Here is a 16,531-nt window from a genome sequence, read left to right as displayed (position 1 = left end):
GGGGACTGCATGCAGGCGTGGCCCGGAACCGCGTATCCACTCGGCGCGACATTCGACGGCAGCGGCACCAACTTCGCCCTGTTCAGCGAGGCGGCGGAGCGCGTCGAGCTCTGCCTCTTCGACGCGGACGGCACCGAGACGCGCGTCGAACTGCAGGACGTCGACGCGTTCGTCTGGCACGCCTACCTGCCGCACGTGCAGCCCGGGCAGCGGTACGGGTACCGGGTGCACGGCGCGTACGACCCGAAGCGCGGGCTGCGAGCGAACCCGAACAAGGTACTGCTCGACCCGTACGCGAAGGCCATGGCGGGCGCGTTCGACTGGGACCAGGCGCTGTTCTCGTACGACTTCGGCGACCCCGACTCGCGCAACGACGAGGACTCGGCCGAGCACGTCATGCACTCGGTCGTCATCAACCCGTTCTTCGACTGGACGGGAGACCGGGCACCGAAGACGCCGTACAACGAGACCGTGATCTACGAGGCCCACGTGAAGGGCCTCACCCAGCTGCATCCGGCCATTCCCGAGGAGCAGCGCGGCACCTACTCGGGCGTCGCGCACCCCGCAGTCATCGAGCACCTCCAGCGCCTCGGCATCACCGCGCTCGAGCTCATGCCCGTGCACCAGTTCGTGCAGGACTCGACGCTGCTCGACAAGGGCCTGCGCAACTACTGGGGCTACAACACCATCGGGTTCTTCGCCCCGCACAACGAGTACTCCTCCACCGGCGAGCTCGGCCAGCAGGCGCAGGAGTTCAAGTCGATGGTGCGGGCGCTGCACGACGCCGGCATCGAGGTCATCATCGACGTCGTCTACAACCACACCGCCGAGGGCAACCACCTCGGGCCGACCATCGGGTTCCGCGGCATCGACAACGCCGCGTACTACCGGCTCGAGGAGAACGACAAGCGGTACTACACCGACTACACCGGCACCGGAAACTCGCTGAACGTGCGGCATCCGCACGCGCTGCAGCTCATCATGGACAGCCTGCGCTACTGGGTGCTCGAGATGCGCGTCGACGGGTTCCGCTTCGACCTCGCGGCCACGCTCGCGCGCGAGTTCTACGACGTCGACCGCCTGTCGAGCTTCTTCGACCTCGTGCAGCAGGACCCGGTCGTGTCGCAGGTGAAGCTCATCGCCGAGCCGTGGGACGTCGGGCCCGGCGGCTACCAGGTCGGCAACTTCCCGCCGCAGTGGACCGAGTGGAACGGGAAGTACCGCGACGAGGTCCGCGACTTCTGGCGCGGCGAGCCGTCGAGCCTCGGCGAGTTCGCCGGGCGCATCACCGGGTCGGCCGACCTGTACGAGAACAGCGGCCGGCTGCCGTTCGCGTCGATCAACTTCGTGACCGCCCACGACGGCTTTACGCTGCGCGACCTCGTGTCGTACAACGAGAAGCACAACGAGGCCAACGGCGAGGGCGGCAAGGACGGCGAATCCCACAACCGCTCGTGGAACTCGGGCGCCGAGGGCGAGACGACCGACCCCGAGGTGCTCACGCTGCGCGCCCGGCAGCAACGCAACTTCCTCGCGACGCTGCTGCTGTCGCAGGGCGTGCCGATGCTGCTGCACGGCGACGAGCTGGGCCGAACGCAGCTCGGCAACAACAACGTCTACGCGCAGGACAACGAGCTCAGCTGGGTGCACTGGGACACCGCCGACGAACCGCTCATCGAGTTCATCGCCGCGGTGTCGCGCCTGCGCAAGGACCACCCGACGTTCCGCCGCCGCCAGTTCTTCGACGGTCGCCCGGTCGACAGCGAGGAGGGCGCGAAGCTGCCCGACATCGTGTGGCTGCGCCGCGACGGCACGCGCATGCAGCCCGCCGACTGGGACAAGCCGCTCGCACGCACCGTGGGCGCGTTCCTCAACGGCGACGGCATCCGCGAGCGCGACGCCCGCGGCGAGCCGATCACCGACGTCGACTTCCTGCTCTTCTTCAACGCCGACCCCGAGCCGGCGAAGTTCACGATCCCCACCCGCACCAGGCGGCAGTGGGACATCATCCTCGACACGTCGGGCATGTCGGCGGATGCCCCGCCCAAGCGCGCCGGCCAGCGGTTGACCCTCGTGGGCAAGTCGCTGCTCGTGATGCGGGCCCACGCCGTCGAGGAGGCGGAGGTCGACCACTCGGTCGCCGCGTCGCTCGCGGTGCGCAGCGCGCAGACCGGGGCGATTCCGGTGCAGGCGAGCGCCGCGTACGACGCGATGCTGGGTGGCGGAGGCGGCGATATCGAGACCGAGGAGGCGGACCCCGGCCAGGAGGAGCGCGAGGCGGAGGCCGAGGCCGCCGCGGAGGCGGCCGTGGTCGCCGAGGCCGATGCCGCCGAGCGGGAGGCCGCCGCCGAGGCGGAGGCGGTCGCCGAGGCCGCCACGGAGGCCGAGGCGAAGGCGGCGGCCCGGGTCGCGTCGCCGCGTTCGGCATCGGCCGCGGTCGAGGCGACGGATGCCGCGAGCGAGCGCCGCACCCCGACGAAGCCGTTCCCGTCGCCCGTCGATGACGAGCCGGAGACGCCGGCGGCGGTCGACCCGACCGAACCACCCGAACCACCCACGGAGGACTGATGCGCCGACCGGTCTCGACCTACCGCCTGCAGGTACGCGCGGGCTTCGACCTCGACCGGGTCGCCGAGATCGCCGACTACGTGCACGCGCTCGGCGCCGACTGGCTCTATCTCTCCCCGCTGCTGGAGTCGGAGGCGGGCAGCGACCACGGCTACGACGTGGTCGACCACTCGCGCGTCGACCCGGCGCGCGGCGGCGCCGAGGGGCTCGCGCGAGCGGTCGCGGCCGCGCGCGCGCACGACCTCGGCGTGCTCGTCGACACCGTGCCGAACCACGTCGGCGTGGCGACGCCCGCCGCGATGCGCTGGTGGTGGGACGTGCTCGAGCACGGGCGCTCGTCGCGCTTCGCCGAGGCGTTCGACATCGACTGGGAGTTCGGCGGCGGGCGGCTGCGGCTGCCCGTGCTCGGTTCAGCGGGGGACGTGGCGTCGCTGCGGCTGGTCGAGGCGGATGCCCCGGGCCCGGCGCACGACGACGCGGACGAGCCGCGGTTCGAGCTGCACTACTGGGACCACCGGTTCCCCGTGGCATCCGGAACCGCCGTCGCAGGCGACGACCCGGTCGCCGTCCACGACCGGCAGCACTACGAGCTGATCGACTGGCGGCGCGCCGACTTCGACCTCAACTACCGGCGGTTCTTCGCGGTGAACACGTTGGCGGCGATCCGCGTCGAGGTCCCCTGGGTGTTCGACGAGTCGCACGCCGAGATCGTGCGCTGGCTGCGCGAGGGGCTCGCCGACGGGCTGCGCGTCGACCACCCCGACGGGCTGCGCGACCCGGGCGGCTACCTCGACCGCCTCGCCGCGGCGACGGGGCCCGCGTACGTGCTGGTCGAGAAGATCCTCGAGGGCGACGAGCCGCTGCCGCCGCACTGGGAGGCCGACGGCACGAGCGGCTACGACGCGCTCGACGACATCGACCGCGTCTTCGTCGACCCCGCCGGCGAGGCGGCGCTCGACGCGCTCGACACCGAACTGCGCGGCGGCACGCCCGCGCCCGCTTGGCCCGACCTCATCCACGGCACGAAGCGTGCGATCGCCGACGGCATCCTCCGCTCCGAGGTGCTGCGCCTCACGCGCGAGCTCGTCGCGCCCGGCCGCTCCCCCGCTGACAGAGTGCGCAGAACGCTGCAATCGCCCGCGGATTCCCGCACTTTGCGTACTCCGACGCACGACGCCGTGACCGACGGAGTACGCAAAGTGTCAGAACGCAGCGACGATTCGCGCAGTTTGCGTACTCGGTCGACTGAGGTGGTCGCGGATGCGGTCGCGGAGGTACTGAGCTGCTTCCCGGTGTACCGGTCGTATCTGCCGTACGGGCGGGAACACCTGGAGCACGCGGTGCGCGAGGCGCGCTCGCGCCGGCCGGAGCTGGCGGGCACGATCGACGCGGTCGCGGCGGTACTGGGCGACCCGGAGCATCCGGCTGCCGTGCGCTTCCAGCAGACGAGCGGCATGGTCATGGCCAAGGGCGTCGAGGACACGGCGTTCTACCGGGCGACCCGGCTCGGCACGCTGACCGAGGTGGGCGCCGACCCGTCGGAGTTCGCGATCGACGTGCCGACGCTGCACGAGCGGTTCGCCCGGCGGCAGGCCGAGTGGCCGCACTCGATGACGACGCTCTCGACGCACGACACGAAGCGCGGCGAGGACGTGCGGGCGCGCCTCTCGGTGCTCGCCGAGGTGCCCGAGTGGTGGGCGGCGGCGCTCGGCGAACTGCGCGCGATCGCGCCCACGGGCGACGGGCCGTTCGACGCGCTGCTCTGGCAGGCGATCGTCGGGTCGTGGCCCGCGTCGCGCGAGCGGCTGCACGCCTACGCCGAGAAGGCGTCGCGCGAGGCATCCGTCTCGACCACCTGGACCGCACCCGACGAGGCCTTCGAGCAGCGGATGCACCGTGCCGTCGACGCCGCCTTCGACGACCCGCGCGCCCGCGAGATCGTCGAGGGGCTCGTCGCGGAGCTCTCGGCGCCGGGCTGGTCGAACTCGCTGTCGGCGAAGCTCGTGCAGCTCGCCGGTCCGGGCGTGCCCGACGTGTACCAGGGCAGCGAGCTGTGGGAGACGAGCCTCGTCGACCCCGACAACCGGCGGCCCGTGGACTTCGGCGAGCGCCGGCGCCTGCTCGCCGAGATCGACGCGGGCGCGCTGCCACCGGTCGACGAGACCGGCGCGGCGAAGCTGCTCGCGACCTCGCGGGTACTGCGGCTGCGGCGCGACCGTCCGGAGCTGTTCACGCGGTACACGCCGATGGCCGTGACCGGACCCGCGGCCGCCCACGCGATCGCGTTCGACCGCGGCGGGGCGCTCGCGGTGGCGACGCGCCTGCCGGTCGGGCTCGCCGCCCGCGGCGACGACCCGTGGGCGGGCACGGTGCTGCTGCGGCACTCGGGGCCGACGGTCGACGTGCTGACCGGGCGCCGGTTCGAGGGCGGCGCGGTGCCGCTGGGCGAGCTGCTCGCGACGTACCCGGTGGCGCTGCTGGGGCCGGCGTGACCGGTGCGGAGGGGGCGGGTGCAGCCCCGCGGCATCCGCTCGACCCGCAGTCGGCGCGACGAGACGAACACTGGAGGGGAACGACATGACCGAGTTCCGCGTGTGGGCGCCGACGCCCGAGCGGGTCACCCTGGTGACCGGCGACGAGCGCGTGCCGATGACCGGCGGAGCTGACGGGTGGTGGTCGGCCGAGGCATCCGCCGCCCCCGGCACCGACTACGGGTTCCTGCTGGGCGACGGCGACACCCCGCGGCCCGACCCGCGCTCGCGCCGGCAGCCCGACGGCGTGCACGGGCTCAGCCGCGTGTTCGACCCGGGCGCGCACCACTGGGGCGACGGCGACTGGCACGGCCGGCCGCTCGCGGGCGGGGTGATCTACGAGCTGCACATCGGGACGTTCACGCCAGAGGGCACGCTCGATTCGGCGATCGAGCGGCTCGACCACCTCGTCGACCTCGGCATCGACTTCGTCGAGGTGCTGCCGGTCAACGCGTTCAACGGTACGCACAACTGGGGCTACGACGGCGTGGCCTGGTTCGCGGTGCAGGAGACGTACGGCGGGCCGGCCGCGTACCAGCGCTTCGTCGACGCGTGCCACCGGCGCGGCCTCGCGGTGATCCAGGACGTGGTCTACAACCACCTCGGCCCGAGCGGCAACTACCTGCCCGAGTTCGGGCCGTACCTGCACCAGGCGTCGGCGAACACGTGGGGGCTGTCGGTCAACCTCGACGGGCCCGACTCCGACGAGGTGCGCCGGTACATCCTCGACAACGTGCAGATGTGGTTCCGCGACTACCACGTCGACGGGCTGCGGCTCGACGCCGTGCACGCGCTCCTCGACCACCGCGCGACGCACCTGCTCGAGGAGATGGCGATCGAGACGGATGCCGCCTCGGCGACGCTCGGACGCCCGCTCACGCTCATCGCGGAGAGCGACCTCAACGACCCCCGCATGATCCGCCCGCGCGCCGCGCACGGGCTCGGCATGACCGCGCAGTGGAGCGACGACTTCCACCACGCGCTGCACGTGAACCTCACCGGCGAGACCGTCGGCTACTACGCCGACTTCGACTCGGTGGGGGCGCTGGCGAAGGTGCTCGAGCGCGGGTTCTTCCACGACGGCACGTTCTCGAGCTTCCGCGGGCGCACGCACGGCCGGCCGATCGACCGCGAGCGCACGCCGACGTCGGCGCTCGTCGTGTTCGCGCAGGACCACGATCAGATCGGCAACCGCGCCACCGGCGACCGCCTCACGGCGACGCTCGACGAGGGCCGGCTGCGGCTCGCGGCACTGCTCATGCTCACCGCGCCGAACACTCCGATGCTCTTCATGGGCGAGGAGTGGGCGGCGTCGACGCCGTGGCAGTTCTTCACGTCGCATCCGGAGCCGGAGCTCGGCCGCGCGACCGCGGAAGGCCGCATTGCCGAGTTCGCGCGCATGGGATGGGACCCGTCGGTCGTGCCCGACCCGCAGGACCCCGAGACGTTCACGCGCTCGAAGCTCGACTGGTCGGAGCCGTACGGCGATCGCGACGACGGCGGGGACCTGCACGCCCGCACGCACGCGCTCACCCGCGAGCTCATCGCGCTGCGCCGGGCGCGGCCCGAGCTCACCGATCCGCGCTTCGGCACCGTGCGCGTCGAGTACTCGGAGAATGACCGCTGGATCGTGCTGCACCGCGGCGCGCTCGCCGTCGCCGCGAACCTCGGTGACGCTCCGGTCACCGTGCCGGTCTCGGGCCACGTGCTCCTAGCGACGGATGCCGGTGCGTCGGTATCGCCCTCGGGCCTGGTGCTGCCCGCGGCATCCGGTGCCGTGCTCGCCTCGGTCTGACCCACCGCGCCGGGCATCGAGTCGTCACGAAGTGCCGGAATTCAGGTGCCCGAAGCGACTCTTCGTGACGACTCGCGGAAGTAGCCGGGGCTAGTGGATGCTCCAGAAGTAGACGGAGCCGCCGGAGGCGATCGCCTCGTCGACGTTCCAGTAGTCGGAGTCCTTGGTGTGGCCGGCGACCCAGACCTTGGTGCCGGAGTCGGTGTGCTCGACGCGGCTGACGATCGTGGTGTGGTCGCGGTCGCCCGAGTCGTCCCAGTCGAACTGGGCGACGTCGCCGACCTTCACCTGCGAGCGGTCGGTGCCGAGGTTCGTCGCGCGGTTGGTCTGCGTCGCGAGGTAGTCGCGCATCGCGGTCGAGCTGATCCAGCTCGGGGAGTAGCCGGCGGCGGTGTAGTACCAGTCGGACGTGAACTTCCAGCCACGGGCAGCGAGCGACTGGCTGGTGAAGTTCGCGCAGTCGGCGCCCGGGATCACGATGTACTTCGCGCTGTTGTACGACTTCCAGTACTTCATGACGTAGCGCATCTGCTTCTCGATGGCCGGGTCGGCCACGTAGGTGAGCACGAGGGCGTCGGATGCCTCGGACTCGCCGGCGGCGGAGGCGGTCGCCTCGGTGGCATCGGACTCGGCCTCGTCGGCGACGGGAGCGAGCACGCCGTTGGCGGTCAGCTCCTGCACCAGCTCGGTGCCGGCGACCGACGCCGAGTTGTCCACGACGGCGGCGGGGTCGACCACTGAGACCTCGTCGCCGTCCTCGTCGAGGAACGTGACGTCGACGTCGCCGGTGCGGCCGGCGTCGGACGCGGGCACCTCGAACGAGATGGCATCGTCGGCGTGCTCGGTGATCGCGACCTCGTCGCCGTCGACGGCGACCGCGGCGACCATCGTGAGGTCGGTGCCCTCGACCGACACCTCGGTGCCGCCGGTGACGGGGATCTCGTCGATCGACGCACCGGCGAACACGACGGGTTCGGCGGGCGCGGGGGTGACGGATGCGACGAGCGCGGCGTTCTCGAGCGAGGCCTGCGCGGCAGCGGTCAGCGACTTGGGCTCCGCCCAAGCGTTCGTCACGACGGCGCCGAGGGCGCACGCGGCGACGGCGCCGAAGGCGGCGGTGGAGAGGACGACACGGCGCATGGTGGTCGCGGGCAGCGCGGCCACCCGTGCGCGGGCACGGTGGAAGGAGGTGTTCTGCACGAAAGATCCAGGGGGTTCGGGGGCCCAGAGGAATCGGGGGCTGAGGGGGCGCAGCGTCGCGCGGATTCGGGCCGCCGGACACGGTTCCAGCCCCGTCTGGGCGAATCCGTCACGTTTCCTGAGTGGAACATGAGCACTGTTCGAGATTCGGATGCCTCGGAGGCATCCGCTCGACCGCCCCTGGAATCAGCTGCTGACCGGCGACTTCCGCACCACGACGCGGATCGCGGCGACCACGACCGGCAGCAGGATGACCGCGGCGACGGCATTCACGGCGCCGTACCCACCGGCGCTGAGAATCAGCCCGGAGAACGCCGCCGAGGCGGCCGCGGCGAGGTTCATAGCCGCATCCGTCGCCCCCTGGAGGGGTACGCGCAGGCGCCGGTCGACCGCGTGGGTGAGCAGTGCCGAGCCGCCGATGAGGCCCGCCGACCAGCCGAGTCCCAGCAGGCCGAGGGCGAGGGATGCACCGATGAATCCGCTGCCCCAGACACCGCCGACCGTGACGGCGACGGCCAGCACGACGACGCTGATTCCGATGACGCGCACCGAGCCGATGCGGTCGACCAGCCAGCCCATGAGCGGGCTCGCGCCGTACATGCCGAGGATGTGGATCGAGACGACCAGGCCGATGAGCGAGATGCCGAGGCCGTGCACGTGCAGGTGCACGGGGGTCATGACCATCACGCCGACCATGACGGTGTGCGCGCACACGATCGCGAGGATCGCGAGCAGCGCGGTGGGCTCGCGCACGGCCGTGCGGAGGGCGCGGAACGCGGTCGGCGCGGGGGCGTCGTCGGCGGCGGCTCCCGCCTCGGGCTCCTCGCCCTGCAGGGTGCCGGCTGGCGGCGTACGCAGCAGGGCGGCGACGATCACCGCGCTCAGCGCGAACACCACGAACGAGAACGCGAACGGGCCGACGAACGCGGGCAGGCCGACGCCCCGGCCGACCGCATCGCCCCACTCGGACAGGTTCGGCCCGGCGACCGCGCCGATCGTGGTGGCCCACAGCACGATCGACATCGCGCGCGCCTGGAACTCGGGACGCACGACCTCTGGGGCCGCGAACCGCGCCTGGAGGCCGGCCGCCGTGGCCGCGCCGATGCCCGCGAATCCGGGCAACAGCACCCACGTGGCCCCGGTGACGGCCGCGAGCACGATGAGCGCAGCGCCGACGGCCGCGGCCACGTAGCCGGCGCCGAGCGCGACGTGTCGCCCGCGAGCAACGGCGAGGCGGGCCATCGGCACCGCGAGCAGGCCCGCGCCGAGCACGACCGCGGTCTGCGCGAGGCCCGCGAGCGCGACGGCGCCGGTGAGGTCCTCGACGAGGATGCCGCCGACGGCGATGCCCGTCGCCACGCCGAGTCCGGCGAGCAACTGGCTCGTGATGAGCACGCCCATCGCCAGACGCGAGTCGGTGCGTCGGTCGCGGTGCATCCCGTCGGACATGTCGCCTCCCGATCGGTCCCCGCGACTCACGCTACCCCTGATCGGCCGGGTATTCCGGGGCGGGCGGGAGCCCGAAGAACTCCTCGAGCGTCGTGACGCCCGTCTCCTGCATCTCGGTCGAGAGGTCGGTGCCGACGTAGCGGAAGTGCCACGGCTCGAACTGGTAGCCGGTCACCTCGGTCTTGTCGGCCGGGTAGCGCAGGATGAAGCCGAACCGCCAGGCGTTGTCGCGCAGCCAGATGCCCTCGGGGGTGTCGGCGAGGCACACGTCGAGCGAGCACACGCCCGATGCGGCGCCGATGTCCATGGTGAGGCCGGTCTGGTGCTCGCTGTAGCCCGGCCGCGCGGTGAGCAGGTCGTTGCCGGTGTAGATCGCGACCTGCGCGTCGTAGCTGCGGTACGCGGAGTTCGAGGCGAGCGCGAGGCCGGCCTCGTCGGTGGCGGCGGTGAACATCGCGACGATGGCATCGGATGCCTCCTGTCGCATCTCGGGCACCCAGGTGTGGGCGACCGGCACCTGCACCAGGTCGGCGGGCACGAAGTTCGCCGGCTCGAGCGGGTTGAGCTTGTTGACCACGACCCAGATGCTGTTCGGGTCGTCGAGCGAGTTGGCCTGGCGATCGAACGTGTCGACGGCCTCGGCCGTGGGCGTTGCGGCGGGCTCGGGTCGGGGCGCCTGTGTGGGGGTCGGCGTCGGCTCGGCGGAGGTGCCGAGCGCCCCACCGAATGCGCCGAACAGCGCGCCCGCGCCGAGCGCGGCGACGACGGCCACGACGATGGAGACGACGATCGTGGTGGTGCGGCGCCCCTGGCGCGAGGCCCGGGATCGGGTAGCGGCGGCCATGCCGACGAGCCTACTGCGGGTCGCGCGTTCGCTCTGGGCGAACAGCACCTCAGGGGCATCCGCTCGCCTGCCCAGCGGCGGATCCGGTCACGGAACGGTCACGATCGACACGGATTCCGAGATTCGTGAGAGCGCTCTCTTGACAGCGCCCGAATCGGCGTGCAAGCATCGTCCCCGCAAGCGTGAGAGCGCTCTCACGATGTGGAAGAGAGCGCTCTCAGGCGAGCAGCATTCCGACCCCACGCACACACACAAAGGAGTGACCGTGAAGCTCTCACGCCACACGAAGGTCGCGGCGGCACTCGCCGGCGCGGCATCCGTCGCCCTCCTCGCCAGTGCCTGTTCCTCCGACGGAGGCGGCACCGACGAGGCTGCGAGCGACGAGCCCATCACGCTGACGATCACCACGTTCGGCACGTTCGGCTACGACGACCTCTACGAGCAGTACATGGAGGAGAACCCGAACATCACGATCGAGGCGACCAACATCGACACCGGCGGCAACGCCCGCACCGACGCGTTCACCAAGATCGCCGCCGGTTCGGGCCTGTCGGACATCGTCGCGATCGAGGAGGGCTGGCTCGGCTCGATCATGGAGGTCTCCGACACCTTCGTCGACCTGCGCGACTTCGGCATCGAGGACCGCTCGGGCGACTGGGTCGACTGGAAGTACGCCCAGGCCACCGACGCCGACGGCCGCGTCATCGGCTACGGCACCGACATCGGCCCCGAGGGCCTCTGCTACAACGGCGCCCTGTTCGAGGAGGCCGGCCTGCCGAGCGACCGCGCCGAGGTGGCCGAGCTCATCGACGGCGACTGGGAGCACTTCTTCGACGTCGGCCGCGACTACCAGGAGGCCACCGGCAAGGCCTGGTACGACCACTCCGGCTTCGTCTGGAACGCCATGGTGAACCAGCTCGACGAGGGCTACTACACCGCCGACGGCGAGCTGAACGTCGAGGGCAACGCCGAGCTGCAGGAGCGCTTCGAGCTGCTCGGCTCCGCGACCGAGGACGGCCTGTCGGCCGCCCAGGCGGCCTGGGACTGGAACGGCGGCAAGTCGTTCGTCGACGGCACCTTCGCCACGTTCGTCTGCCCGGGCTGGATGCTCGGCGTCGTGCAGGGCAACACCGAGGCCGGCGGCGGCGACGCCACCACCGGCTGGGACTTCGCCGACGTCTTCCCCGGCGGCGCGGCGAACTGGGGCGGCGCGTTCCTCGCCGTTCCCGAGACCAGCGAGCACCAGGCCGCTGCCGCGGCGCTGGCCGACTGGCTGACCCAGCCCGAGCAGCAGGTCGCGCAGTTCGAGGCGGCCGGCACGTTCCCGAGCACCGTCGCCGCACAGGACGAGCTCGCGTCGAACCCGACGCCGAACGAGTTCTTCAACGACGCCCCGGTCGGCGAGATCCTCGCGGGTCGCTCGGTCGGCGTGGTCGCGCAGTTCAAGGGTCCGGACGACTCCGTCATCCAGGAGAACGTCTTCGGACCGCCGCTGCAGAAGCTCGACCGCGGTGAGGTCTCCACGCAGGAGGCCTGGGACGAGGCGATCGTGCTGCTGAACGAGCTGGTCGGCTAGCACCGACCGCGCACCACCACGGCGGGGTCCCCGGGACGACAGCGCCCGGGGACCCCGCCCCACGAATCGCACGCACCGCACGACAGGACCCGCGATGACCTCCACCCTCACGCCGCCGACCGGCACCGGCTCCGACGGCGACGACGGCCGGCCGCCCCGGGCGAGCCGCCTCACCTGGCGCCAGCGCATCAGCATCTTCGACGTCAAGGCGAGCCCCTACGCCTACGTCGCCCCGTTCTTCCTCCTCTTCGGCCTCGTCGGCCTGTTCCCCCTCGCCTACACGTTCTGGGTCTCGCTGTTCGACTGGGACCTGCTGAAGGGCCAGGGCGACTTCGTCGGCATGGAGAACTTCTGGGCGATCCTGAACGACCGGTTCTTCTGGAACTCGATCCGCAACACGATCAGCATCTTCCTGCTGAGCGCGATCCCGCAGCTGGCGATGGCGCTGCTGCTCGCCTACCTGCTCGACCAGGGGCTGCGCGCGAAGACCTTCTGGCGCATGAGCATCCTGCTCCCCTACGTCGTCACGCCGGTCGCCGTCGCGATCATCTTCTCGAGCGTGTTCAACGAGGCCGACGGCCTGGTGAACAACCTGCTGAACCTCGTCGGCATCCCCGACCAGCAGTGGAAGCACGACACGTTCCTCAGCCACATCGCCATCGCGTCGATGGTCAACTGGCGCTGGACCGGGTACAACACGCTCATCCTGCTCGCCGCGATGCAGGCCGTGCCGCGCGACCTGTACGAGTCGGCGGCGATCGACGGGGCAGGTGCGGCGCGCCGCTTCTTCTCGGTCACCATCCCGAGCATCCGCCCCACCCTCATCTTCGTCGTGATCACGGCCACCATCGGCGGCCTGCAGATCTTCACCGAGCCGCGCCTGTTCGACGTGTCGAACGCCGGCGGCATCGGCGGCGCCGATCGGCAGTTCCAGACCACCGTGCTGTTCATGTGGGAGCTCGCGTTCTTCCGACGCGACTTCGGCGAGGCATCCGCCGTGGCCTGGCTGCTGTTCCTGCTCATCGTGGCCTTCGGCCTCGTCAACTTCCTCCTCTCGCGCAGGGTCGCCACCGGCGATGCGCGAGGAGGGCGGCGCGCCGCGCGCCGCGCGGCCCGGAAGGGAGCCGACGCATGACCACCGCAACCCCCGAGCCCATCCCCGCCGTCGAGGTGGACGTGGTCTCGCCCGACCGCCGGGAGAAGGTCGACAAGTACGGTCGCCCCCGCCGCGGCCGCGGCTCCGGCAACGCCGGCCTCGGCAGCCGGCCCGGCTTCCTCACCTACGGCCTGCTCGCCGCGTTCGTCATCGGCGGCGCCTACCCGCTGTGGTGGTCGTACGTCGTCGCGAGCGGCACCAACGCGACCCGCGGCGAGACCCTCCCGCTCATCCCGGGCGGCAACTTCCTCGCCAACGCGGCGCAGGTGCTCGACGCCATCCCGTTCTGGCTCGCGCTGTGGAACTCGATCGTCATCTCCTCGACCATCACCATCTCGGTCGTGACGTTCTCGACGCTCGCGGGCTACGCGTTCGCGAAGCTGCGCTTCCGCGGCCGCGACGGGCTCATGATCTTCGTGATCGCGACCATGGCGATCCCGACGCAGCTCGGCATCATCCCGCTGTTCATGGTCATGCGCGAGCTCGGCTGGACGGGCGAGATCGGCGCGGTCATCGTGCCGACCCTGGTCACCGCGTTCGGCGTGTTCTTCATGCGGCAGTACCTGGTCGACGTCATCCCCGACGAGCTCATCGAGGCGGCGCGGGTCGACGGGGCGAACCAGATCCGCACCTTCTTCCACGTGGCACTGCCCGCGGCCAGGCCGGCGATGGCGATCCTCGGCCTCTTCACGTTCATGATGGCGTGGACCGACTACCTGTGGCCGCTGATCGTGCTGAGCCCGACCAACCCGACCCTGCAGACGGCGCTCAGCCAGCTGCAGTCGGGCTACTACATCGACTACTCGATCGTGCTCGCGGGTGCCGTGATGGCGACCATCCCGCTGCTGATCCTCTTCGTGGTCGCGGGCAAGCAGCTCATCTCGGGCATCATGGCCGGGGCGGTGAAGGGCTGATGGCGCGCACGTTCCCCGACGGGTTCCTCTGGGGCTCGGCCACCGCCGCCGCGCAGATCGAGGGCGCCGCCCACGAGGACGGCAAGCTCGACTCCATCTGGGATGCGTACGCGCGCGTGCCCGGTGCGGTCGCCAACGGCGACACCCCCGAGCGGGCGGTCGACCATTACCACCGCTACCGCGAGGACGTCGCGCTCATGCGAGAGCTGGGCCTCGACTCGTACCGGTTCTCGACGAGCTGGGCGCGCATCGTGCCCGACGGCCGCTCGGTGAACGCGAAGGGACTCGACTTCTACTCGCGTCTCGTGGACGAACTGCTCGAGGCGGGCATCCTGCCGTGGCTCACGCTGTATCACTGGGACCTCCCGCAGGCGCTGCAGGAGCAGGGCGGCTGGGCGAACCGCGACGTCGTCGCCCGCTTCGCCGACTACGCCGACGCGGCCTACGACGTGCTCGGCGACCGAGTGACGCACTGGACCACGTTCAACGAGCCGTTCTGCTCCTCCCTCATCGGCCACGTCGGCGGCGAGCACGCACCCGGCCTGAACGACCCGCGTGCCGGCCTCGCCGCGGTGCACCACCAGCACCTCGCCCACGGCACGGCCGTCTCCCTGCTGCGGGAGCGGGCGGATGCCTCGGGGCGCGACATCCGGCTCGGCATCACGCTGAACCTCACCAACGCGGTGCCGCTGAACCCCGGCGACCTCGCCGACGTCGAGGCGGCCCGGCGCATCGACGCGATCTGGAACCGGATGTACCTCGACCCGATGCTGCGCGGCGCGTACCCGGCCGACCTGCTCGAGGACGTGCGCGGGCAGGGGCTCGAGGACGTCATCGAGCCGGGCGATCTCGAGGTGATCTCGGCGCCGATCGACTTCCTCGGCGTGAACCACTACCACGACGACTGCGTGAGCGGCCGGCCGCTGCCGGACGACCACGTGCCCGGCGCGAAGCCCACCGACAAGCCCGGCCGCTCGCCGTTCGTCGGCAGCGAGTACGTGACGATGCCCTGGCGCGGGCTGCCGCGCACGGCCATGGACTGGGAGGTGCACCCCGAGGGGCTGCGCACCCTCCTCGTGCGCCTCGGCGAGGAGTACCCGAACCTGCCGCCGCTGTACGTCACCGAGAACGGCGCCTCGTACGACGACGAGGTCTCCCCCGACGGCGCGGTGCACGACCCCGACCGCATCGCCTACATCGACGCCCACATCGACGCGGTCGCCGACGCCATCGACGACGGCGCCGACGTGCGCGGCTACTTCGTGTGGTCGCTGCTCGACAACTTCGAATGGGCGTGGGGCTACGACAAGCGATTCGGCATCGTGCACGTCGACTACGAGACGATGGTGCGCACCCCGAAGGACTCCGCGCTCCGGTACGCGCAGCGCATCGCCGCATCCCGCCCCGTGGCCGTCACGGCGAGTACGGTGGGGGGCAACCCGGCCGACACCGGTGTGCCGGGAGGCGGGAGCAGAGCATGACCCAGGCGGATGCCGCGGGCGCCACTCCGACGCTGGAGATGGTCGCCGCCCGTGCCGGCGTGTCGCGGGCCACGGTCTCGCGGGTCGTGAACGGCTCGCCCAAGGTCACCCCCGAGATCGTCGAGGCCGTGCAGGCCGCGATCGCCGAGCTCAACTACGTGCCGAACCGGGCCGCACGCTCGCTCGCGAGCCGCCGCACGCACGCGATCGCCCTGGTCGTGCCCGAGTCGACCGCGCGCGTGTTCAACGACCCGTTCTTCGCGACCCTGGTGCAGGGCGTCGCGCTCGCGTTGTCGGACACCGAGTACACGCTGTCGATGCTCATGGAGTCGGAGCAGGCCGTCGACAAGACGAGGCGCTACCTGCTCGGGGGCAACGTCGACGGCGCGCTCGTCGTCTCGCACCACACGGGCGATCACTCGTACGCTCACGTCAGCCGCTCGCTGCCCGTGGTGTTCGGCGGCCGGCCGCTCGACCCGGCCGAGCGCGTCACCCACACGGTCGACGTCGACAACGCGCACGGCGCCGAGCTCGCCGCCCGGCACCTCATCGCGCGGGGCGGCCGTCGCATCGCGACGATCGCCGGCCCCCAGGACATGCCCCCGGGCGTCGACCGGCTCGCCGGCTGGCGTCGCGCGCTGCAGGAGGAGCGCCTGGCCGACGACCTCGTCGAGTACGGCGACTTCTCCCCCACCACCGGGGCGGCCGCCATGCGCCGCCTGCTCGACCGCGGCGAGCGCATCGACGGGCTGTTCGCCGCGAACGACCAGATGGCGATCGGCGCCTACTCGGCCATCCGCGAGGCGGGCCTGTCGATTCCCGACGACATCGCCGTGGTCGGCTTCGACGACGACAACTACGCGGCGACCGCCGTGCCGCCCCTCACGACGGTGCACCAGCCGTCGCTCGAGATGGGCACGACCATGGCGAAGACGCTCGTGCGCCTGATCGAGGGCGACGACGTCGAGCCGACGACGCTGCTCAGCACCGAGCTGGTGCTGCGCGCGTCGGCCTGAC

At 71.5% G+C, this 16,531-nt stretch carries 11 protein-coding genes; 8 read left to right on the top strand and 3 right to left on the bottom strand.

What is annotated here, in order from left to right; genetic code table 11:
* Positions 1-9: 9 nt before the first annotated feature.
* From glgX to treZ, 3 genes are all read left to right on the top strand, one after another.
* Positions 10-2,568, top strand: coding sequence for a glycogen debranching protein GlgX (gene glgX / locus QUE38_RS09360; RefSeq protein ID WP_286307670.1), 2,559 nt, complete (start codon positions 10-12; stop codon positions 2,566-2,568).
* On the top strand, positions 2,568-5,060 hold the full coding sequence (locus tag QUE38_RS09355) for a malto-oligosyltrehalose synthase (protein ID WP_286307668.1): 2,493 nt from the start codon (positions 2,568-2,570) through the stop codon (positions 5,058-5,060). The genes glgX and QUE38_RS09355 overlap by 1 nt, the downstream gene beginning before the upstream one ends.
* An 85-nt stretch (positions 5,061-5,145) precedes the next feature.
* Positions 5,146-6,894, top strand: a complete 1,749-nt coding sequence (gene treZ, locus QUE38_RS09350; protein WP_286307666.1) for a malto-oligosyltrehalose trehalohydrolase — start codon at positions 5,146-5,148, stop codon at positions 6,892-6,894.
* A gap of 90 nt (positions 6,895-6,984) precedes the next feature.
* On the opposite strand, the gene QUE38_RS09345 is transcribed toward treZ, so the two are convergent.
* From QUE38_RS09345 to QUE38_RS09335, 3 genes are all read right to left on the bottom strand, one after another.
* Positions 6,985-8,094 carry an amidase domain-containing protein gene (locus QUE38_RS09345; protein ID WP_286307663.1) on the bottom strand — a complete coding sequence of 370 codons (1,110 nt, stop codon included), beginning with the start codon at positions 8,092-8,094 and terminating at the stop codon, positions 6,985-6,987.
* Positions 8,095-8,280: 186 nt separating this feature from the next.
* Positions 8,281-9,543, bottom strand: coding sequence for an MFS transporter (locus QUE38_RS09340; protein ID WP_286307662.1), 1,263 nt, complete (start codon positions 9,541-9,543; stop codon positions 8,281-8,283).
* A gap of 31 nt (positions 9,544-9,574) precedes the next feature.
* Positions 9,575-10,387 (bottom strand): M15 family metallopeptidase, encoded by an 813-nt coding sequence (locus tag QUE38_RS09335; protein ID WP_286307660.1) that lies wholly within the window; start codon positions 10,385-10,387, stop codon positions 9,575-9,577.
* Between the two features lie 265 nt (positions 10,388-10,652).
* Here QUE38_RS09335 and QUE38_RS09330 point away from each other — a divergent pair, with 265 nt between their 5' ends.
* From QUE38_RS09330 to QUE38_RS09310, 5 genes are all read left to right on the top strand, one after another.
* The gene (locus QUE38_RS09330) at positions 10,653-11,963 is read left to right on the top strand and encodes an ABC transporter substrate-binding protein (RefSeq protein WP_286307659.1); all 1,311 of its coding nucleotides are present in this window, start codon (positions 10,653-10,655) and stop codon (positions 11,961-11,963) included.
* Between the two features lie 94 nt (positions 11,964-12,057).
* On the top strand, positions 12,058-13,098 hold the full coding sequence (locus tag QUE38_RS09325; RefSeq protein WP_286307656.1) for a carbohydrate ABC transporter permease: 1,041 nt from the start codon (positions 12,058-12,060) through the stop codon (positions 13,096-13,098).
* Positions 13,095-14,033, top strand: coding sequence for a carbohydrate ABC transporter permease (locus QUE38_RS09320; protein ID WP_286307654.1), 939 nt, complete (start codon positions 13,095-13,097; stop codon positions 14,031-14,033). The genes QUE38_RS09325 and QUE38_RS09320 overlap by 4 nt, the downstream gene beginning before the upstream one ends.
* Entirely contained in the window at positions 14,033-15,514 is a 1,482-nt protein-coding gene (locus QUE38_RS09315) for a glycoside hydrolase family 1 protein (protein WP_286307652.1), read from the top strand. The genes QUE38_RS09320 and QUE38_RS09315 overlap by 1 nt, the downstream gene beginning before the upstream one ends.
* The gene (locus QUE38_RS09310) at positions 15,511-16,530 is read left to right on the top strand and encodes a LacI family DNA-binding transcriptional regulator (protein ID WP_286307650.1); all 1,020 of its coding nucleotides are present in this window, start codon (positions 15,511-15,513) and stop codon (positions 16,528-16,530) included. Before QUE38_RS09315 ends, QUE38_RS09310 begins: the two co-directional genes overlap by 4 nt.
* The last annotated feature ends 1 nt before the right edge of the window (position 16,531 follow it).

The sequence above is a fragment of the Agromyces mangrovi genome, assembly GCF_030296695.1.
GTDB classification, from domain to species: Bacteria; Actinomycetota; Actinomycetes; order Actinomycetales; family Microbacteriaceae; genus Agromyces; species Agromyces mangrovi.
Note: the sequence above shows the minus strand (reverse complement) of the source record. Positions and strands in the feature narration are given on the sequence as shown.

Excerpts from the sequence above, each read along its gene's own strand:
- glgX (WP_286307670.1), top strand. The coding sequence starts at position 10 with ATGCAGGCGTGGCCCGGAACCGCGTATCCACTCGGCGCGACATTCGAC.
- QUE38_RS09355 (WP_286307668.1), top strand. The coding sequence starts at position 2,568 with ATGCGCCGACCGGTCTCGACCTACCGCCTGCAGGTACGCGCGGGCTTC.
- treZ (WP_286307666.1), top strand. The coding sequence starts at position 5,146 with ATGACCGAGTTCCGCGTGTGGGCGCCGACGCCCGAGCGGGTCACCCTG.
- QUE38_RS09340 (WP_286307662.1), bottom strand. The coding sequence starts at position 9,543 with ATGTCCGACGGGATGCACCGCGACCGACGCACCGACTCGCGTCTGGCG.
- QUE38_RS09335 (WP_286307660.1), bottom strand. The coding sequence starts at position 10,387 with ATGGCCGCCGCTACCCGATCCCGGGCCTCGCGCCAGGGGCGCCGCACC.
- QUE38_RS09325 (WP_286307656.1), top strand. The coding sequence starts at position 12,058 with ATGACCTCCACCCTCACGCCGCCGACCGGCACCGGCTCCGACGGCGAC.
- QUE38_RS09320 (WP_286307654.1), top strand. The coding sequence starts at position 13,095 with ATGACCACCGCAACCCCCGAGCCCATCCCCGCCGTCGAGGTGGACGTG.
- QUE38_RS09315 (WP_286307652.1), top strand. The coding sequence starts at position 14,033 with ATGGCGCGCACGTTCCCCGACGGGTTCCTCTGGGGCTCGGCCACCGCC.
- QUE38_RS09310 (WP_286307650.1), top strand. The coding sequence starts at position 15,511 with ATGACCCAGGCGGATGCCGCGGGCGCCACTCCGACGCTGGAGATGGTC.